This window comes from Pseudomonas glycinis (assembly GCF_054871425.1).
Map to the genome: position 1 here is coordinate 319,780 of NZ_JBTYHF010000004.1, position 18,905 is coordinate 338,684.

Genomic DNA, 18,905 nt, shown 5'->3' on the forward strand with positions numbered 1-18,905 from the left:
TCGCCGACGATGCGATGACCTAGGCTTTCCTAATTCAACACCAAGGACGAGTCCTCATGCCATTTGATTCAGACTCAAACTCCGCCACGGCAGATGCTCTGACATTGCTGCTGCACAACCAGCAAGCGCTCGGGGCAGCAATAGAGGGGGCACTAAATGGCTTCTCGCTCCAGTCGCCGGCTCGATTGAATGCGGTTCAGATAGGAGTAGATATAGATATTCAGCAGGACAGAGGGATGGCAAGCCGGCCTGCCAGTATCTGCCGGCATGGCGTTTTCAAAACCCAGTTTGATCAGGTCAGGTTCGTCGACAAATGCGTCGACTACGCGCAACAGATTGATATCCGCGACGTAATCGTCGAGGCTCTCTGGTAGGAAGGTGCTTTGGCCTCGATGCCCTCCTCGGATAAAGCGCTTCATGGGCTATCCTTACGATGAAATTCTCAGAAATCATGGCAAGGGTTTGCGAAGCTGTTTTTACACACTCTGGACCAAAAGCGGAATATCGCTAAATGGCTTAATACGTCAGCTCCAGTCACGTCGAGAGCCTTACCAAAATAGTGTGTTTCAAGAATGCCTAAGGCACCACACACGCCTTCATTTGGCTACGGCAGTTCTAGCATCATCGACCGACGTCCCACTGAGCTTCATCTGTAGCCTGTCTTCCTAGCGCGAGACCTAACTCACCATCATCGCTTTCGCAATAATATGCCATATTTCTCAGGCATACTGCTTGCGAGCCCTCCCTCTGGTAGGGCGGTGTATGGCGTATGCGCGCAGGTCTGCAAGGCTTGGCAGAGAACGCAGAGAAATGTCAAAATGGCATCATTTGAATTCGATGTGACAAAAAATATTAAGATTATTGATAAGGGATTGCATAAATGTTAAGGATATCTCGCCTCAAAGTTCAAGGTTTTCAACACCCCGAGCGTTCAGTTGATGTCTCGTTTTCGAATAACCCTGTTTCTATAATTTACGGAGACAACGGTTGCGGTAAGACTACTTTTTTGAAGCTTTTATTTGCCGCACTCAACCAGCAAACGTCCGCGTTACTAGAGGAGTCTGTTCAAGAGCTTACGATCGAATATACTGATGAGAATGAAACTAAAAAAATAACCATAGCGTTGATTTCAACCGAAGTCGAAAGCGAATCTCCCGCCAGCGAAAGGTATGATTGGTCCCAGTTACAAAACTCACCGCTAGGGAAATCGCGCTCTCTGTCTATTGGTGTAGAACGCGGGCTTGCTACACAGCCAATTCGAATTGACCCGCAAATAATACATCGCTTCTTAATGCGCCAAAGAGAGTATGTCAGGGAGTCGCGGTATTACCCTGACAACAAAGAATTTGCTTATGATCTCGCGCAGCATCTAAATAGAGCTCAACAGATTAAGAGCAGAAATCGCAATCAAGAGCTTGATGTAAATGAGCAGCATTTATTTGTAAAAAGCATCGAAATTGGCAACATTGAATCACTCCTTCTTGAGCAGTACAGACTCGCTAAAAGCGTAGCTACTGAAAAAATACAAAATGCTTTATTCGATACTCTAGCAAGTGTTATTGATGGGCAGTTAGGTCCAGTGTTACCCACTGATACTTCTGTCAGAGAGATAAGCGGAGCCTTAGTTAAGAGCCGGGACCGGATTATAGAGGCGCTGGCAGCAGGGCCCGAGAATACATTCAAGAGCCAGGTTATCCAAACTTTGAAGCAGATTGAGAGGGAGGACGACGTAGCTCCACTTCTAAAAAATGAAATATTCGCCAAGCTAATAATTAATATGGTTGGTGAGCTTCAAGTTGAAAAGCAATTATTAAGCTCGATAAACCATCTGATAGATACCTTTAATGATTTTTTGATTGGCGGGAAAAAACTTGAAATCATCGATAATCAACTCAAGGTTTTGGTAGGGCGCTCGGAACACTCGGTTAACTACCTGTCTAGTGGCGAAAGGCATATTCTAACGTTCTTAGCGCTGGTAGTAACAGTTGGTCGGAGCAGGCAATTCCTCATTATTGATGAGCCAGAAATATCGCTGAACATAAAGTGGCAGCGGATATTAATGAATGTAATTATCGAACTCGTTCCGAATACACAAATAATAGTGGCGACACACAGCCCAATAATCTCAAGCGATACTCTTGACTCCCTTGTCAAACTTGTCCCGCAGGAGAGTAGTCTGTGAGCAATGTTGCGTTGATTCCGGAGGACCTCAAACTTCAAGCTGTCGAGTTGCTTAAGGCAGCTATGATGGGTGAAAGGCCGTTGGTTATCGTTGAGGGCTTTGATGATATTAGATTATACGAGTCGTTTGCAAAGCAAGCAGAGGTAACTTGTCAAATTATTGCGAGCGAAAATATTCTCACCGAAAAAGAAGGGTGTGAGGGTGTCATTTCCAATATTGATGTAATTGAGCTTGTCGCTGGAAATACGGATATTTCAAAGCACGTAGTTGGAATTATTGACCGAGATGCGCGTTATTTTAGAAATGACATGCCCGCTAGTCCCGCAATATTGACACTCGACCTCTACTCAATCGAAAGTCATTTCGTTGGCGAGGAGACGATCCGCCGGATACTTTCATCTGTGCTTAATGTATCTGACGAACTATTGCACAAGACCGACACTAATCAAATTTTCCGCGATATTGTTAACCGACTGATGGGGGTATACGAGGTTTCTCTCGAAGCATTGAAGAAGTCTTGTGTTCGGGGCTACTCTGCTGAAATCGGTTATGCAGACAAGGTGCGTTCTGTTTTTTTGAATGGTGCATATGCCAAGATTATGGCCAAGCAGCCAGCACTTGAACAATTTGCTAGCACTCTAAATATTGCACGAGACTGGCAAAACCTCACATTAATTTGTAAGGGGAAGTGGCTGTTGGATTTGTTCTGTGATTATCTGCATGATTATATCTCTAATCTCCCTCAGATGTGTGCGTCTGGCCATTTAGTTCAGTGTCAATATTGCTCGGGCGGCAATAATAAGAAATGCCTCTATAGATGGCGCGAAAATTTTCAGTCTGCGCATTTACGAGGTCTTGCGCGTGGATATGTTGATCTGCCAGATTTCGCTTACATTAAAGCTAGGCTTAAATCACTAGGGTGATCATCGCTGCTAACTTAGTCGTAAAAAACGTGGTCGAACCTGCCCTAATGCGCAAATAGGTAACGAAAGAAGGCGTCCAATTCTAGAGTCAGCTGGGGGCGAGCGCCTTTGTATTTATTCATCTGAATGAGAGAGTCGCCCCTTTCGTCTAAACGATAAGATGGTTTTTGATCTAGGATTTGAGCAGCTCCTAACATTATCTACGTGGGCTGCAATGATCGTCCGCTTTTGGCCGGAAGCAGACGCTTATGAATGACCGCTTTCGGCCAGAAGCGGACGTTTACCTCTCAGTTGCCTGCAGGCCGAAAATAGCTATTTAAGCCGCCAGAGACGAGCAATATCCCGCGCCCGTTCGCGCAATAGTCGAGGTGCTTGCTGGCACGCATCGGCGAGGCTCATGGGGCCCGACACCAACGCGAAAGCAGCGTTGACGCCGTGTTCATACAGCGCCTCGTAGCGCTCACCGAGCGTGCCGGCGAGAATCACTACAGGTACGCCTTGCTCACGCGCAATACGCGCTACCCCCATAGGGGTTTTACCGCGCAATGTTTGACCATCACAACGGCCTTCGCCAGTGACGACTAGGTCTGCACCCTTGATCTTATCGGCAAGCCCGACCAATTCGGCCACCACTTCTACGCCCGGCCGAAAACCGGCCCCCAGGAACGCTTTCGCGGCGAACCCCATGCCTCCGGCTGCCCCGGCGCCCGGAAAGTCGCGAACATCCTGCGCAAGCACGACAGCGCAACAATCGGCAAAATGGGTCAATGCCTGATCCAGCTGTTCGATCTGCTCGCTGCTTGCCCCCTTTTGTCGACCAAAGGTAAATGAAGCGCCGTGGGCACCGCACAAGGGGTTATCGACATCAGCCGCCACTTCGAAACGGGTACTATGCAGACGGGGGTCCATCTCACTCAAATCGATACTACGCAAACCAGAAAGAGCCAAGCCGCCTGGCGTCAGCTCCCTTCCACTTCCATCTTGGAAGCGCACGCCCAAGGCATTGAGCATACCCGCACCACCGTCGTTGGTTGCGCTACCACCAATCGTCAAGATGATTGTTTCGGCCCCGGCATTCAGAGCATCAAGGATCAGTTGCCCAGTGCCATAGCTGGAGCTGAGACAGGCATCACGTTGCTCTAGGGCCACCAGTTGCAGGCCGCTCGCCTCAGCCATTTCAATGACCGCGGTTTGCGTCTGCGCAAGCCATCCCCAACGGGCGCTGACCTCAACACCCAAAGGCCCTCTAACCTTGGCGTGACGACGCTCACCGTGCAGGGCCGCCAGAATCGCCTCCACGGTTCCCTCGCCGCCATCGGCCATTGGGCATTGCACCAATTCAGCGTTGGGCAGCACCTCAGCCAGCCCCAGCGCAATGGCTTGTGCAACGCCATCGGCGCTTAGGCTGTCCTTGAATGAATCAGGTGCTATGACGACTTTCATGAGCGCTCTCCGGCGATAGGTGATGCCTCATGCTGACATCAGCGAACCGCTTAGGCTCCAGCTCCAGGCACAAGCACAGGCAAGCGCTTTTGTTCGCGCGCCTAAAGGATTCGCCCGAATCGCGGCGTAGGCTTGGTCAGGTAATAGTTGTCCCTCAATATCAAAAAGAGTGACGTCCAATGATTTCGAAGCAGCACCCAGCCGTACAAATGCCGACTCCCCGAGAGTCCATGACTGATTGGCCACGGGATTTCGACGTCCGTGCCTTACGAGCAGAACAGCAAGAACTGCTCGAAAACGCCAACCAACCGCGCCCTGCACGCATCACTCAATCGGAGACCCTCCATGACACCTGAAACCTCTGCCATTGCGCACATTCACGCTCGCGAGATACTCGATTCACGCGGCAATCCGACGATAGAAGCCAGCGTGACACTGGTCAACGGTGTGACCGGTTCCGCCAGTGTGCCCTCTGGCGCATCGACGGGTTCGAGAGAAGCGCTGGAGCTTCGCGATGGTGAGGCTCGCTACCTGGGCAAAGGCGTACTGCGCGCCGTGGAAAACGTCAAGGGCGTGATCAGCGCACGGGTCAAAGGGCTTTGTGCCTTGGACCAGAAGGCCGTCGATGAGGCCATGATCAAACTGGACGGCACAGATTCCAAAAGCGCCTTGGGCGCCAATGCGACGCTAGCCGTATCGCTGGCCACCGCACGGGCTGGCGCAAAGCACCAGGGCCTGGAGCTGTACGAACACCTGGCCTCCCTGTACGGTCAACCTGGACGGTACGCCTTGCCGATACCGATGATGAACATCATTAACGGCGGCGAACATGCCGACAATAATGTGGACATTCAGGAGTTTATGATTCAGCCGGTTTCAGCCTCATCGTTTCGCGAGGCACTGCGCATGGGTGCCGAGATCTTTCACTCCTTGAAAGCCGTTTTGCGCGCTCAAGGCCTGAGTACCTCGGTTGGCGACGAAGGCGGATTTGCCCCTTCGCTGCCCTCCAACGAAGCCGCTTTGTTGGTCATCCAAGAAGCCGTGGAGCGGGCAGGCTATGTGCTGGGACAGCACGTTACCCTAGCGCTCGACTGCGCAGCCTCCGAATTCTTCGAGGACGGTTTCTACCATCTGCAGGGTGAAGATCGTCGATTCGACTCCGAAGACTTTTCCCGTTACTTGAGCTCACTCTGTGAGCGCTACCCCATCACTTCTATCGAAGACGGCATGGACGAAAGTGACTGGGACGGCTGGAAAAAACTGACCGCCCAGCTTGGCGAACATGTGCAACTGGTCGGCGACGATCTGTTCGTCACCAACACGCGCATCCTCAAGGAAGGGATAGATCGAGGGATCGCCAACTCGGTGCTGATCAAATACAACCAGATCGGCACCTTGACCGAAACCCTGGCCGCCATCCGCATGGCTCAAGCGGCGGGCTACAAAGCGGTCATCTCACACCGCTCCGGGGAAACGGAGGATACCTTCATTGCCGACCTCGCCGTCGCCACGCGGGCCGGACAGATCAAGACCGGATCGTTGTGCCGGTCGGACCGAGTGAGCAAATACAATCGTCTACTGCGAATAGAAGAAGCATTGGGCGCCTTCGCGGTTTACGGCGCAGGTATTCGCTGAACCTATGCCGAGTGCTGATATCGGCGAACCGTTTAACCTTTTAACCTCAGGCGCTGATGCAAGTCTGCGCCTGTTTACGCTGAACATCGAGGCTCAACCGTCAGACATCAGTTGCACACCCAGGTACAAAACAATCACGTCATCTAGCTTGTTCAAATCCATTTCGGTGATCTCTGAAATCCTATCCATCCGATAACGCAGCGTGTTTCGATGCAGGCCTAGGGCATCTGCACAGGTTTGGATTTGCCCACTGTGCTCACACCAGCTTCGCAACGTTTGCATCAACTGACCATTGCTGTCCTTGGCACGCACCTTGTTGACGACGGCCAGTAGTTCCTCGACCACATACTCTTCTCGATGAGCCCATAATATTGCCGGCAGACGCAAGCGCGTCAGCAGCAAAAGCCGCTGCGTCTTCAAAACGGCACGACCATAGGCCGCTAGCGCCGTCACATGCGCGCAGACTTTGCGTAGCCGCTCCATGCCCTGGACAGGCACTCCGATGGCCACACGAACAGGCGTCCAGCCTTGGCTCTGCATTTTTTGCAGGTACTTGTGAGGATCGACCCCGCTGACGGCGGGGCAGCACCACAGGACCGTATTAGGCGACGGACTCAGACACCAACTGTCCGGAACCCGCCCCAGCAGCCATTCACTCACCATCGCTGCGACCTGGTTAGACGCGAACTCAATCAAAAGTGGCGTGCGCGTGAGCTGGTGTTTGAGCCCTAGCTGCTGCGCTTCGTCCAACAAGCGAGGAGAGTTTCCTGCATCCCCCAAGAGCAAGGCCAGCAAGTCGTCGCTGCGCTGCTTGCGCCATTGCGACTGCACTTCGCGGTGCCGTTGCGAAACTAGCATTTCAGCGGTCATGCGCAGCAATTCTGCGTAAGTACGCAGCGTATGCGGATCGCCGGTAAGGCCCAGCACGCCAATCAAGCGTTCATCGTGCATGAGGGGCACATTGATACCTGGCTGGACCCCTTTGAGGCAGGGAGACGACTGCACATCGATTTCCACCACGCGCTGGTTCGCCAGAACTAGCTGTGCACCCTCATGACGAGTGTTTATCCGCTCGGGCTCGCCACTGCCTATAATCAAGCCCTGGCAGTCCATCACATTGACATTGAAAGGAAGGATGAGCATTGCTCGATCGACAATGTCCTGCGCAAGCACATGATCCAACTCAAACATTGTTTTTACCTTTGAAAATGACTCGTCACGCGACCGGCGCAGCTACCTGATTTCAAATTGAAGGTCGGCTAAAAAGAAAACGTCGACTCCGGGAAGGAGCCGACGTTGAGCCAGTCCAAACTTCTGATTGCAGAAGCTTAGACCTTCAAAGCAGGCGCCAGGCCCACCTGTTGAGAGCCGTTGCTATGAGCGTCATGGGACGCGGATTGGCTGGCGACAGGGGGCGTCACTTCATCAGGCTCCGGCTGACCGTTGAGTGCACGATTCATCTTCGCCGTATCCAGTGCTCCTACCCACTTGGCAATCGCCATGGTGCCGACGCCGTTGCCAATGGTGTTGGTGATGGCACGCGCTTCAGACATGAAACGGTCGACACCCAACAACAGCACCATGCCAGCGACCGGAATGGTTCCCAGCGAAGCCAGGGTGGCCGCCAGAATGATAAAACCCGAACCTGTCACCCCGGCCGATCCCTTGGAGGTGAACATCAGCACGGCCAGCACGATCAATTGGTCCATCAAGGTCAATGGTGTGTTGGTGGCCTGGGCAATGAAGATGGCTGCAATGGTGTAGTAGATCGCCTGCCCATCCGGGTTGAACGTCAGGCTCGCCGGAATCACCATGCCAGCAACCGGCTTGGAAACCCCTGCCTTCTCCATCTTGGAAATCATCTGCGGTAGTACCGACTCCGATGAACTGGTGCCCAGCACAGTGAACAACTCTTCCTTAATAAACCGCAGGAACTTCCACAGGCTGAAACCACTCATGCGGCAGATGGGACCGAGCACGAAGATCACAAACACGATGCAGGTGAGGTAGACACAGGCCATCAACTTGCCCAGCGAGAACAGCGAGCCGAAGCCGTATTTGCCGATGGTGAAGGCAATCGCGCCGAATGCGCCAATGGGGGCCAAGCGCATGATCATGTTGACCATTCGGAACATGCCCTGCATCAGGCTATCAAGCGTGTCGACGAAGAATTTTGCGCGGGGGCCAACCTGTGCCAGGGCGACGCCCAGCAGCACCGAGAACAATAGGATCTGCAGTACATTGCCTTTGGCAAAGGCATCGACAATGGTGTTCGGGATGATGTTCATCACAAAATCCATGAACGTCGTGTGCTTCGCTGCGGTGGTATAGGTATCCAGGCTTGAAGCGTCCAGCGTCGCGACGTCGATGTTCATTCCTGCGCCGGGCTTGAACACGTCCACCACCACCAGACCAACCACCAGTGCTAGGGTCGACACCACCTCGAAGTAGATTAGTGCGCGCATACCGACACGCCCTAACTCCTTCATGTTTTCCATCTTGGCGATGCCCGTTACCACCGTGAGGAAAATCACCGGTGCAAGGAGCATCTTGATCAGTTTGATGAAGGCGTCGCCCAAGGGCTTCAGTGCTTCACCGGTTTCAGGAACCGCTACACCCACGATGGCACCGAGGATCACGGCTAGCAAAACTTGAACGTAGAGCTTTCCCAAAATTCTTTTCATGACGGGGCCCTGATTTTTTATTGTTGTCAGGAAATGCCAAGGGCTGGATCAATGACCCCTCCCTTGGCGGTATGCCGTAGTTATTACTATGAATTAGCGGCCAATCAGCTTGATTACAGCGTCGGTGATCTGCCGAGTGGTTGCTGTACCGCCTAAATCAGGCGTGTGCAAACCGCTTTCGGTAACAGCTTCGATGGCGGACATCAGTTCCTTGGCGGCCGCAGCCTCGCCCAGATGCTCGAGCATCATGGCCGCAGTCCAGAAGGTTGCGATCGGGTTGGCGACGCCTTTACCGGTGATGTCGAAGGCGGAACCGTGGATCGGCTCGAACATCGACGGGAACTGGCGCGAAGGATTTAGATTGGCAGTCGGTGCAATACCCAGGCTACCTGACAAGGCGGCGGCGAGGTCGGAAAGGATATCGGCGTGCAGGTTGGTCGCCACGATCACATCCAGAGTGGATGGCTTAAGCACCATGCGTGTGGTAACGGCATCGACCAGTTCCTTGTCGATCTTCACATCAGGGAAGTCCTTGGCCACCTCGTAGAAGATCTCATCCCACAACACCATGCCATGGCGCTGGGCGTTGGACTTAGTGACCATAGTCAAGTGCTTGCGCGGACGGCTCTGGGCCAACTGGAAAGCAAAACGGTGGATACGCTCAACACCGGCACGGGTGAACACAGAGACTTCAGTGGCCACTTCTTCTGGCAAGCCACGGTGTACGCGTCCGCCGTTGCCCGAGTACTCACCTTCAGAGTTTTCACGCACCACGACCCAGTCGATCTGATCACCATTGTGCAGCGGGCTTTTGACGCCGGGAAGCACACGGGCAGGACGTACGTTTGCGTACTGGTCAAAGCCTTGGCAAATAGGCAGACGCAGTCCCCACAAAGAAATGTGGTCAGGAACGTTCAGCGCACCTACGGCACCGAAGAAAATGGCATCGAAAGTCTTGAGTTCTTCCAGGCCACCTTCCGGAATGTAGTAGCCATTTTTCAGGTAGTTATCCGAGTTCCAGTCGAAGTCTTTGAAGGTAATTTCAAAGCCGACTTTCTTGGACAGCGCCTTGAGGACTTCAACCCCGGCAGCAATAACTTCAATGCCGATACCGTCACCAGGAACCGAAGCAATTTTGTACGCAGTCATTGGGAACACCTTTGTAAGTTTTGTTTTGCCCGTCAAACGGAGTCGTTCGATCAGGGTGTGTTCGGAGTATAAGTATTGAATTCGAAGGTGTGAGTTACTTAAAATCACTACATAATTTACTTTAAGTTATCAATCATTCGTCTATTTTTACCCGCACAAACGGTCGAGATCGGGCCTTCAGGTAGGCATCCCGGACGGCGCGGATTGTTGAAAATAATAGTCACTGCTTCATGGGCGCTCGGCCCCGCCTTGGCGCTAAGTTTCTAAAGAACTGTCAAGTGTCGCCTCCCCTCTGATCGTTCAGGAAGATAGCGCCACGCCGCTATTTAGCCACATCAACGCCATGTTAATGCCACCACTATGGCGCCCTGCGCGGAGGCTTCTTTCGAAGTGGAGAGACCCGCAACACACGCCCCTTCTGGCGTTGCAACTCACCCAAACCTGATCCGGCAGTCAAAATGCCCTTGCCTGCCAGTAGAAATCTTGGAGAGGTAAATGCTTTCGTCGTGCGCGGATGCGACGGAGGGGCCTTTTCTTTGCTCCGAGACTGCAGCTGAGGTTTAAAGAATCGGGCGCAGCACTGATGGAGGTGTTCGCCCACAACCTTCATCTAAGGCTCCTGCTTTTACAGGTTGAAAATGCTGTTCAGTCAGGGCATGGGAAGGGTATATGTATTGATAATGCTTCAATCATACATAAGCGCCCTATACATCACTTTGAGTCATGAATGAGCAAGACCTTAGACCTGTCGTTTTTCTACCTGCTTGCCAACCAAGGCAGCCTAGCCGCTGCGGCTCGCGAGCTGGGGGTCACCCCTCCGGCAGTGAGCAAGCGTCTATCGGCGCTGGAGGCTAGGCTGGGCATTCGTCTGATCAATCGCACCACCCGCTCAATGAGCCTAACCACTGAGGGTGAGCTTTACTTCTCCCATGCGGCGCGAATCCTTACGCAGATAGATGAGGTCGAGCAGATGGTCAGTAGCAGTCGGGCCACACCAAAAGGACTTATTCGGGTCAACGCATCGCTCGGCTTTGGTCGGCGCTATATCGGGCCGGCGTTGGCAGCCTTTTACAGCCACTATCCTGAGGTTGAGATACAACTGGAGATCAGCGACCACCCACTGGATCTGACGACCCACGGGTTTGACCTGAGCATCCGTTTCGGCACACTGCCGGATGCTGCATTCCATGCTCGCAAAATCGCATCCAATCGTCGTTTGCTCTGTGCCTCTCCCCTTTACCTGCAGAAGCACGGCGCACCTGAGCGACTGGCAGATTTGCAGCAGCACAACTGCATTTTCATCAGGCAAAACGAGACGCCTTATGGCGTATGGAGTTTCGCAGCAGGTAGCCGTACTCAAAACATCAAAGTGCATGGCGCACTGGGTTGCAACGACGGCGAGGTGGCCTTGAATTGGGCGTTAGAGGGTTACGGCATTCTTATGCGAGCAGAATGGGACATTGCGCGCTATGTGCGAAGCGGCCGCTTGCAATTAATCCTTGAAGATCAGACGCCTACCCGCGCGGATGTCTATGCAGTTTACCCCCAGCAACTGCAGCTATCTGCACGGGTTCGCACCCTGATCGACTTTCTGGTCGAGCGCTTTGCTCATATCGATCATTTGAGCGAAGCTGAATGATCCTATTAACTTAAAACCTGATGGACCGCAAACAGCGCAGGCAAAGCGCCACGGGGCCCAGACCTGATGCCAGAGGCATGTAGAACTTGCCGGCAATACGTGATCTTGGAAGGGCCATGATTCACTGTCGCTCAGCGGCTTGCCCTCAGCTTTCGGTAGAGGAACTGCCCATAGGGGTCAATTAAGGAGCCGAAGTATCGGGTTCCTCTCCACGGCGTCCAGCCAGTTCAACATCGCTATCAACGGGACGGTGCCGCAGCAGGAATTTCGCGTCGTACCGTATCTCTCCGGGTAGCAGTTTAACTCTTGTTGTCTTTGCCGTCCCCGACAGGGGATGTCGTGTAGAGCTCAAGCATCGAATGCCCACAGCCTCGACTGGGGGCTAGCTCGTCACAGTGCGGCCACGACTGTCGGCTTTTGGCCGGCTGCTGGCTCTCGCGAGCGGCTGAAATCGGCCAAAAGCGGCCACTGGATACAGGTAAAAAAGGAAGCGCCCCATACATGTTTCTGATGTGTAACTTAACCATGCAGCAGGTAAAATTTTTTGTACGTTGCGTCTCAATGTGCGGACATGTTCAATTCACGCATGACGGCTGCGACGATTTCAAATGACTGAAGCCGTTGGTGATGGTGGTACACATCGGAAACGATCATTAACTCGTCGGCACCCGTCTTCGACAGCAGAGCCTGAACTCCAGCGCTTACGTCGTCAGCATCGCCGATAATCGAGCACTTCAGTGTCTGGCTGACCCAAGCTCGCTCCTGTGACGACCAGTACGTATCGATATCGTGGATTGGAGGTTTGCTGAGACCGTAGTGACCGCGAAATACATCCGTGAAAGACATTTGCTGGGTCGTCGCGATTCTGTGTGCCTCTAGTGTTGTATCTGCGGCAATAATGTTGACGCCGATCATTACGCGTGGCCTGGCAAGCTGTGGCGAGGGTTGGAATCCTCCCCGATAAAGTTTTAGCGCTGAAAGCAGCATGTCGGGTGAAAAGTGCGAGGCGAATGCGTAGGGCAAGCCAAGCTCGGCTGCGAGTTGAGCACCATAGTGACTTGACCCGAGAATCCAGATTGGCACGTTGGTGCCCGCAGCCGGTACTGCTTGAATCGCTTGGCTCGCCGCTGCATCACTGAAGTAGGCTTGTATTTCGAGAATATCTTGCGGGAAGGAATCAACCCCCGAAGTCGGGCGACGTAACGCCCGCACCGTTAACGGATCTGTCCCTGACGCTCGCCCGACTCCCAAATCAATTCGACCAGGATGTAATTGCGCGAGCGTGCCAAATTGCTCGGCGATGATCAAAGGGGCGTGGTTGGGCAGCATAATTCCTCCCGCCCCTACTCGAATATGTCGCGTACCGGCAGCGATATGCCCCAGCACGAGCGAAGTGGCCGCACTTGCGATCCCGACAGTATTGTGGTGCTCGGCAACCCAGAAACGCGTGTAGCCCCAAGTCTCGGCAGATGCGGCCAAGTTTCGAGCATTATCAATAGCTCCTCGCGCGTCAGTGTCTTGGGTCACCCGGACGAGGTCGAGGATGGAATAGGCAATCACAATGGTGGCTCCTGCGAAAAGTCATTGAGAACCTGAGGGCAGACGACAGCACGATTGTCGCTGAAGCCTGCCTCCGGGCATCGCTGCACGTGCGAGATGCGTTGCCCCTGTTAGTGAGAGTCAGACGCTCCCCGCATGCCTCTTCCTAGCTACCGAAAAGGGCGGACAGCTCTCCAGTGCGCCAAATGTTGTCCACCGTGACGCGCTCAATGAGCCAAATATCTCCTTGCTTCACCATCTCCACGTCGTAACGGTTCTTCATGAGGTAGTGGCGTGACGGATCGATCTTCAGAACATGCTGCGCTTCCACCAAGGCATCCAGTTGTGCCTTGTCACCATTGATGCTGGCCCGAGGGTTGCTCACCGAATGCGTCGTGTCGACGTGGCTGAGCGCTTCTAACAACGTTGCGACAATCTTGTCCCGGCCTTCCAGCACCGGGTATTCAAAGCCGGCTTTTGTACCAGCGGGCCGGAAGTCGGAAACTGCGTTTTCTGTAAACACCGATGCGAAAAGAACGCTGTCTTGCAGATCGATACCGGCAGCAAATCGATAGAGTGTTTCAACCACTGACAGTTTGTCTGCGGTTTCTTGAAGGTAGGTGGACGACATGGGTAACGCCTTATGTGAAGTGAATCACCATGGTATAAGTTGTATACCAGATATCAATTACGCACTTTTAAGTCATCAGGTATATCCCAGGAAACCTCATGCAAGAGAATGTCACGCCGACCGCAATGCACGCCGTCCCAGCACTCGCAGATCACAACCTGGATTGCTCAAGCCGCTTCCTGCTCGACCAAATCGCTGACAAGTGGTCGGTACTGATTCTCACAGCGCTCTGCAAGCAACCATTGAGATTCAATGAACTCAAACGACGCCTGGACGGGGTCACTCAGAAAGCTTTGACGCAGGCTCTGCGTCGTCTTGAGCGCAGCGGCATTTTGGCCAGGCGTGTCATTCCCTCCTCTCAGGTGGCCGTTGAGTACAGCATTACGCCGTTAGGGAGAACGCTCGCGCAGCCTTTCAACGCGCTATACCTCTGGACACTCGAACATCTGGATACGGTCATGCAAGCCCAGGCTGATTTCGACTCCCGAGAAGTCGAGGGCGTAAAGGTTTAGCGTCAGAAGCGGCCTTAAAAATCCGTGACCCGCGTACCCTCAATGCTCTCGGCAAATCCGCCGCCGAAGACCTTGGCCGGTGTTGTGAAACCCTGCTGCCGATCACCGTTGAGCACCCGCCGCGCTGCCTCCACTGCCGCAAGCGGAGTGTAGGAATAGCCGTTCACGGTTTCGATGACTGAGCGTGAGGCTGCCCCATCGATACCAATGACCTCAACCACTGCACGTGCTGGATGAGCCTCCCTCTGCTCTTGAGTCGGGCCATCGGGCAGTTGCGACATATCGCCTTCTGGAAACGCATCGCCTGAGATGTGCACGAACATCGCGATATTAGGGATGCCAGTCGAGTGCCAGGCAGTTACCAGATCTCCGAACGACAACGGCACGCAGAGAATCGGGCCGTCGCCAAAGTCGAAATGACGCGGCGTCGCGTCGGGCGTTGCGACCAGTTCTCCATCAATCCTAGCTAGCACCCCCGCACCGATGATTTCGCTGACACTCATGGCTGAGCCACGCGACATGGAGCCAGGAACCTGAAGCGCGATGCTCAAGGCAAAAGGCTCTTGAACTCGCCTGGTGACATGCACCGCCAGCGAATCAGTCGGCACGACATCCCAACCTACACCCGGCAATAACATCACATGATGCGAAGCGGCTTCAGCACCTAGCCGCTCGGCCAACCGATAGACGTTGATCTCGGCTGTAATGTCCAGATAGTCGACCCCGGCTTTGATGCATGCACGCATCAGTGGCTCTGCCGTGAGCGCAAACGGCCCCGCGAAATTGAGCAATACCGAGATGCCATCCAGCGAGCCAGCCGCATCCGCGTCGGCCTCGAACACCCGAAATGGCACGTCCAGTTGTGCGGCGAGTGCTGCTAAACGCGCTTGATTGCGCCCAGCGACTTCAAAACGCAGGCCAAGCCCTTTTGCTCGTTCAGCGGCCATGCGACCGGTATAGCCGGTGGCGCCGTAGATCAGCAGCGTGCTCATTGGACGTGCTGCCATTTTTTATAAACGAATTCGAGGCTGTACCCGTCCGGGTCTAACACGTTGGCGGCGTAGTAGTCGGGGTCATAGTGCAGGCGCGCCCCAGGCGTGCCGTTGTCGACCGCACCTTCATCCATGGCAGCAGCATAGGCGGCTTCCACTTCATGCTTGCTTTTGGCGACGAACCCCACGTGGACGGCGCGTCCTTCGACGATACCTTCGCGCAGCCAGAAAAACATCCGGCCATTGGCGCCAAAGCCTTTGAGGTCGGGATGCCCAGGCGGGCCATCCTTGCCGTCGTAGTCCAGGCGGGCATTGATGCCCAAGGGCGCCAACGCAGCTTCGTAGAAACGGATGGAGCGAGTAATGTCGCTTACCGACAAAAAGACATGATCGAGCATGGGATAATCCTCAGATGTTATAGCCGCCAGCGACTTCGATGGTTTGGGCATTGATCCAGCTGCCGTCTTGGGACAGCAACATGCCAATCACACGCGCAACGTCCTCCGGTTCACCCACTCGGCCGAGCGCAGTCTGCGCCGCCAGCAAAGCCTCGAACTCATCGTTCAACCCTCCGCCAAGTTCAGTACGGATCGCACCAGGCGATACCGCATTAGCCCTGATCCGCCGTTCGCCAAACTCTTTGGCCATGTAACGGGTGAGAACTTCGAGCCCGCCTTTGAATGCCGCGTAAGGCGCTACACACGCCGTGGCGACACGAGTCGTGGCGCTAGTCAGGTTGACGATGCTGGCGTTATCGGCCAGCAGCGGCAGCAAGGTTTGCGTTAGGAAAAACGGGCCTTTGAGGTGCACATTGAACAAGCCATCGAACTGCGCCTCGCTCACCGCTGCCAACGGATTGAAAAGACCATACCCGGCATTGTTGACGAGGCCGCTCAAGGTGGTGATGCCCCAAGTCTCGCGCAGGGCAAATACCACTGACTCATGAAACACCTCAAAACTTCCAGCATCCGACACATCGAGCTTGAGAGCGATGGCCTTGCCTCCTGCCTGCTCTATCCGGTCGACGACCGAAGCAGCCTCTTCTGGATGATTGTTGTAGGTCAGAATGACGCCCATGCCGCGCTGAGCGATATGCTCGGCGGTACTGGCACCGATCCCGCGACTGCCGCCTGTAATGACGATAACGCCCATGTAATTTTCCTCCGTGGTTCAAACGTGTACCCAGAGTACCGTCCACCCCATCGTCGCTCGCGCCCATTCCTACTCGAAACCTGCCTGTTTCTACTTTTCACTTGCAGCGCACAGGCGTTCGCCCTCAGCATGCCCAACATGGACAATCAACTGAACGAACTCAGGTCGCTCGCGGCCAATGCTGAAAACCGGCGTACAGAAACGGGTATCCCCCGCGTCGCCATGGTCAAGGGAAAAATTCCCGAGCACATGCTCGCGGCGGTCTATGATCCGATGATCAACCTGATCCTTCAGGGCAGCAAAAGCATGACCGTGGGCGACCGCACGCTGCGATATGACCCCGCCACCTACTTCGTGATGTCCATCGATCTACCTGCTGTAGGTTCGGTGCACCCCGCCGAAACCGGAGAATCTTATCTGGCGGTCAGCCTGACGCTGGATCCAGCGGTGTTGGCTACCCTATTCGCAGATCTGCCCAAACCTGCAAACCGCGTCATGCCTCAGCCAGGGTTTTCAGTCGCATCAATGACGGACGATCTCATGGATGCCTGGGTGCGAATGCTCAGGCTAATGGGCGATCCAAACGCCATCGCAGCGCTGGGCCCAGTCTACGAGCGTGAGATCATTTTTCGCGTACTTCAGGGCCCCCACGGCTGGATGTTGCGAGAAATTGCGGCGCCAGACAGCGCCATGGCGCGTGTAAACATGGCGATTCAGTGGATCCGCCGCGACTTCGCCCAGCCTATAGGGGTTGAGCACATGGCAGAGCGAGCTTCAATGAGCGTCTCTGCATTCCATCGGCACTTCAAAGCAGTGACCAACCTCAGCCCATTGCAGTATCAAAAGCGGGTTCGCCTGCTTCAGGCTCGAACATTGATGGTGGCAAACGCAAGAAGTGTCATGGCCGCTGCCTTCGAGGTCGGCTATGAAAGCGCAACGCAATTCAGTCGTGACTATTCAAAGGTATTCGGACTTCCCCCGTCGCAGGATGCCACCCGGATCCTTGGCCGAGCGAGAGCCATTACATGCGAGTGAGCTGAATGCCTGGCTGGATTGAGTACGGGTCTACTGTGGCTGCCGCTACTGGGTACCGGCGAGGAGCTGTTTGACGCGACAGGCCGCTCTGGGTCGGAAACAGTCGGTCATGAGCGTCCGCTTCTGGCCGATTGCAGACTGTCGTAAAGGGCTGCTTCCGGCCATTAGCAGCCATTACTGGAGTACGATCGCAGGCTTAGCAACATCTTGCTCTGAAAACTCTGATGCCATTAAGTAGAGGAACTGCATCGGTTGACCAGTAATAAAATCTTGGATTAGCGGGCCATAAGCGCCTTGGGATATTTTTGGTAATTGATGAGGTCTGTACCGGGTAATTGACCCCAAATAATAGGATATGGCGTAAATGCTGAGTAGCTGGGGTAAAACGTGTGGCTGCTCCGCGAGTGGGCATGCATACAGATAGTATTTTCGATAGGGTGGCACTGTAGAAACCACCGACCAAATACGATCCTTAATAAGCTTTGATAGCTCCTGAACCTTGTCGCTTGCATAGCCACTAACCGGAATCGGTACCTTCATCTCGAGGGTGGTCAGAACTTTATCTGTGATGGGGTCTTGGCTGACCATTTTAAAATCAATGTTTAAGCCGGTTCGTTTCAAAAGTTGGGAGCGCGTCATGCCGTGTCTATTAAGGTTTTCGGTTTTCAAAATCATCCTAAGCCATGCAGTTTTACCCTGGTAATCCTTCCAGTACTGGATGCTTTCTATTGGAAACATTCGCTCATCAGCGTTCTCAGCTGAACACCACAATCTGTGCCCGCTTACCGTCTGGGGCAATAGTTTTTTTAATTCGTAATCGAAGCTGGCGGGTAGTGACTTTCCAGTCACAGCTCGCAAGAATTCATCAAAGTTTTGAAGTATTTGTTTTTTGCTCGGGCTGGGGAATGCGGCGAGGTACGCATCAACTAATTCAACATTTGGGGCGCGAAGCTGCTCGGATAGCCCATGCTGCGCTTTATCAAATGTTGGTTGTTGTCCGCGAGTCAGGCAAAAAGCTTTAACTAAATTCATGTAGCTGTAGTAGAGAGAGAGCGGTCGTGACTCTAAAGTCTGTGCCTGGTTGGCAGCTTGGAAAAAATCTCGCGCTTGACGCAGGCATGCTTGGGCCTCCTCTTTAGCGGCCGCCGGGCATTTTTGACTTATACTTCCCTCGATAATTGACCATGGATCCAAAGCGAACAGCGTGTGTTGGACCTTATATCTGTTCTTGTGAGCGAGAGTGGCCGGCCAGAACGAGAAGTCCACAACCCGTTGCCTTGATTCAACTCTTTTCCCTGGTCGCGCTGGAGGCAGTCTCATCGAACGTTATTCCGTTGTCGAGTGAATTAGAAGGGCACATACTTTCGTCTTTCATGTCTGCCGTCAAAT

The 18,905-nt window shown here is 53.8% G+C and carries 16 protein-coding genes and 1 pseudogene; 6 read left to right on the forward strand and 11 right to left on the reverse strand.

Features of this window, described 5'->3' with window-relative positions; translation table 11 throughout:
- Positions 1 to 158: 158 nt before the first annotated feature.
- Positions 159 to 419, reverse strand: a pseudogene (locus tag ACYSTU_RS11930) (transposase); the annotation flags it as partial.
- Positions 420 to 880: 461 nt separating this feature from the next.
- Here ACYSTU_RS11930 and ACYSTU_RS11935 point away from each other — a divergent pair.
- Positions 881 to 2,182 (forward strand): AAA family ATPase, encoded by a 1,302-nt coding sequence (locus tag ACYSTU_RS11935; protein WP_498998684.1) that lies wholly within the window; start codon positions 881 to 883, stop codon positions 2,180 to 2,182.
- Positions 2,179 to 3,105 carry a DUF4435 domain-containing protein gene (locus tag ACYSTU_RS11940; protein WP_498998687.1) on the forward strand — a complete coding sequence of 309 codons (927 nt, stop codon included), beginning with the start codon at positions 2,179 to 2,181 and terminating at the stop codon, positions 3,103 to 3,105. The genes ACYSTU_RS11935 and ACYSTU_RS11940 overlap by 4 nt, the downstream gene beginning before the upstream one ends.
- Positions 3,106 to 3,417: 312 nt before the next feature.
- Here ACYSTU_RS11940 and ACYSTU_RS11945 read toward each other — a convergent pair whose 3' ends face one another.
- Positions 3,418 to 4,548, reverse strand: a complete 1,131-nt coding sequence (locus ACYSTU_RS11945; protein ID WP_498998690.1) for a glycerate kinase — start codon at positions 4,546 to 4,548, stop codon at positions 3,418 to 3,420.
- A 345-nt stretch (positions 4,549 to 4,893) separates the two neighbouring features.
- On the opposite strand from ACYSTU_RS11945, the gene eno reads away from it, so the two are divergent.
- Positions 4,894 to 6,183, forward strand: coding sequence for a phosphopyruvate hydratase (gene eno, locus ACYSTU_RS11950; RefSeq protein ID WP_498998693.1), 1,290 nt, complete (start codon positions 4,894 to 4,896; stop codon positions 6,181 to 6,183).
- Positions 6,184 to 6,276: 93 nt separating this feature from the next.
- Here the strand turns inward: eno and ACYSTU_RS11955 are convergent, their stop codons facing one another.
- From ACYSTU_RS11955 to ACYSTU_RS11965, 3 genes are all read right to left on the reverse strand, one after another.
- Positions 6,277 to 7,374, reverse strand: coding sequence for a sugar diacid recognition domain-containing protein (locus tag ACYSTU_RS11955; protein ID WP_498998696.1), 1,098 nt, complete (start codon positions 7,372 to 7,374; stop codon positions 6,277 to 6,279).
- Between the two features lie 137 nt (positions 7,375 to 7,511).
- Positions 7,512 to 8,867, reverse strand: a complete 1,356-nt coding sequence (locus ACYSTU_RS11960) for a dicarboxylate/amino acid:cation symporter (protein WP_122611016.1) — start codon at positions 8,865 to 8,867, stop codon at positions 7,512 to 7,514.
- Positions 8,868 to 8,960: 93 nt separating this feature from the next.
- The gene (locus ACYSTU_RS11965; RefSeq protein ID WP_122611017.1) at positions 8,961 to 10,016 is read right to left on the reverse strand and encodes a tartrate dehydrogenase; all 1,056 of its coding nucleotides are present in this window, start codon (positions 10,014 to 10,016) and stop codon (positions 8,961 to 8,963) included.
- Positions 10,017 to 10,743: 727 nt separating this feature from the next.
- Between ACYSTU_RS11965 and ACYSTU_RS11970 the strand changes: the two genes are divergently transcribed.
- Positions 10,744 to 11,655: a LysR family transcriptional regulator gene (locus ACYSTU_RS11970; RefSeq protein ID WP_498998701.1), complete on the forward strand. Its 912-nt coding sequence runs from the start codon at positions 10,744 to 10,746 to the stop codon at positions 11,653 to 11,655.
- 558 nt (positions 11,656 to 12,213) lie between these two features.
- Here ACYSTU_RS11970 and ACYSTU_RS11975 read toward each other — a convergent pair.
- Together ACYSTU_RS11975 and ACYSTU_RS11980 are read right to left on the reverse strand one after the other, a co-directional pair.
- Positions 12,214 to 13,215, reverse strand: coding sequence for an LLM class flavin-dependent oxidoreductase (locus ACYSTU_RS11975; protein WP_498998704.1), 1,002 nt, complete (start codon positions 13,213 to 13,215; stop codon positions 12,214 to 12,216).
- Positions 13,216 to 13,360: 145 nt separating this feature from the next.
- Positions 13,361 to 13,825: a nuclear transport factor 2 family protein gene (locus ACYSTU_RS11980; RefSeq protein ID WP_498998706.1), complete on the reverse strand. Its 465-nt coding sequence runs from the start codon at positions 13,823 to 13,825 to the stop codon at positions 13,361 to 13,363.
- Positions 13,826 to 13,950: 125 nt separating this feature from the next.
- Between ACYSTU_RS11980 and ACYSTU_RS11985 the strand changes: the two genes are divergently transcribed.
- On the forward strand, positions 13,951 to 14,337 hold the full coding sequence (locus ACYSTU_RS11985) for a winged helix-turn-helix transcriptional regulator (protein ID WP_046815658.1): 387 nt from the start codon (positions 13,951 to 13,953) through the stop codon (positions 14,335 to 14,337).
- A 14-nt stretch (positions 14,338 to 14,351) separates the two neighbouring features.
- Here the strand turns inward: ACYSTU_RS11985 and ACYSTU_RS11990 are convergent, their stop codons facing one another.
- The 3 genes from ACYSTU_RS11990 to ACYSTU_RS12000 are packed head-to-tail and all read right to left on the reverse strand — an operon-like array spanning position 14,352 to position 16,481.
- Positions 14,352 to 15,329, reverse strand: coding sequence for a saccharopine dehydrogenase family protein (locus ACYSTU_RS11990; RefSeq protein WP_046815626.1), 978 nt, complete (start codon positions 15,327 to 15,329; stop codon positions 14,352 to 14,354).
- Entirely contained in the window at positions 15,326 to 15,727 is a 402-nt protein-coding gene (locus ACYSTU_RS11995) for a VOC family protein (protein WP_046815625.1), read from the reverse strand. Before ACYSTU_RS11995 ends, ACYSTU_RS11990 begins: the two co-directional genes overlap by 4 nt.
- Before the next feature lie 10 nt (positions 15,728 to 15,737).
- Entirely contained in the window at positions 15,738 to 16,481 is a 744-nt protein-coding gene (locus tag ACYSTU_RS12000; RefSeq protein WP_498998713.1) for an SDR family NAD(P)-dependent oxidoreductase, read from the reverse strand.
- Between the two features lie 138 nt (positions 16,482 to 16,619).
- Between ACYSTU_RS12000 and ACYSTU_RS12005 the strand changes: the two genes are divergently transcribed.
- On the forward strand, positions 16,620 to 17,516 hold the full coding sequence (locus ACYSTU_RS12005; RefSeq protein WP_137216848.1) for an AraC family transcriptional regulator: 897 nt from the start codon (positions 16,620 to 16,622) through the stop codon (positions 17,514 to 17,516).
- Positions 17,517 to 17,690: 174 nt separating this feature from the next.
- On the opposite strand, the gene ACYSTU_RS12010 is transcribed toward ACYSTU_RS12005, so the two are convergent.
- Positions 17,691 to 18,782, reverse strand: a complete 1,092-nt coding sequence (locus ACYSTU_RS12010; RefSeq protein WP_024617748.1) for a YaaC family protein — start codon at positions 18,780 to 18,782, stop codon at positions 17,691 to 17,693.
- Positions 18,783 to 18,905 lie beyond the last annotated feature (123 nt).

What these genes read in the sequence shown, in the direction of transcription:
- ACYSTU_RS11935 (WP_498998684.1), top strand. Translation starts at nt 881, where the DNA reads ATGTTAAGGATATCTCGCCTCAAAGTTCAAGGTTTTCAACACCCCGAG.
- ACYSTU_RS11945 (WP_498998690.1), bottom strand. Translation starts at nt 4,548, where the DNA reads ATGAAAGTCGTCATAGCACCTGATTCATTCAAGGACAGCCTAAGCGCC.
- eno (WP_498998693.1), top strand. Translation starts at nt 4,894, where the DNA reads ATGACACCTGAAACCTCTGCCATTGCGCACATTCACGCTCGCGAGATA.
- ACYSTU_RS11955 (WP_498998696.1), bottom strand. Translation starts at nt 7,374, where the DNA reads ATGTTTGAGTTGGATCATGTGCTTGCGCAGGACATTGTCGATCGAGCA.
- ACYSTU_RS11960 (WP_122611016.1), bottom strand. Translation starts at nt 8,867, where the DNA reads ATGAAAAGAATTTTGGGAAAGCTCTACGTTCAAGTTTTGCTAGCCGTG.
- ACYSTU_RS11965 (WP_122611017.1), bottom strand. Translation starts at nt 10,016, where the DNA reads ATGACTGCGTACAAAATTGCTTCGGTTCCTGGTGACGGTATCGGCATT.
- ACYSTU_RS11970 (WP_498998701.1), top strand. Translation starts at nt 10,744, where the DNA reads ATGAGCAAGACCTTAGACCTGTCGTTTTTCTACCTGCTTGCCAACCAA.
- ACYSTU_RS11980 (WP_498998706.1), bottom strand. Translation starts at nt 13,825, where the DNA reads ATGTCGTCCACCTACCTTCAAGAAACCGCAGACAAACTGTCAGTGGTT.
- ACYSTU_RS11985 (WP_046815658.1), top strand. Translation starts at nt 13,951, where the DNA reads ATGCACGCCGTCCCAGCACTCGCAGATCACAACCTGGATTGCTCAAGC.
- ACYSTU_RS11990 (WP_046815626.1), bottom strand. Translation starts at nt 15,329, where the DNA reads ATGAGCACGCTGCTGATCTACGGCGCCACCGGCTATACCGGTCGCATG.
- ACYSTU_RS11995 (WP_046815625.1), bottom strand. Translation starts at nt 15,727, where the DNA reads ATGCTCGATCATGTCTTTTTGTCGGTAAGCGACATTACTCGCTCCATC.
- ACYSTU_RS12000 (WP_498998713.1), bottom strand. Translation starts at nt 16,481, where the DNA reads ATGGGCGTTATCGTCATTACAGGCGGCAGTCGCGGGATCGGTGCCAGT.
- ACYSTU_RS12005 (WP_137216848.1), top strand. Translation starts at nt 16,620, where the DNA reads ATGGACAATCAACTGAACGAACTCAGGTCGCTCGCGGCCAATGCTGAA.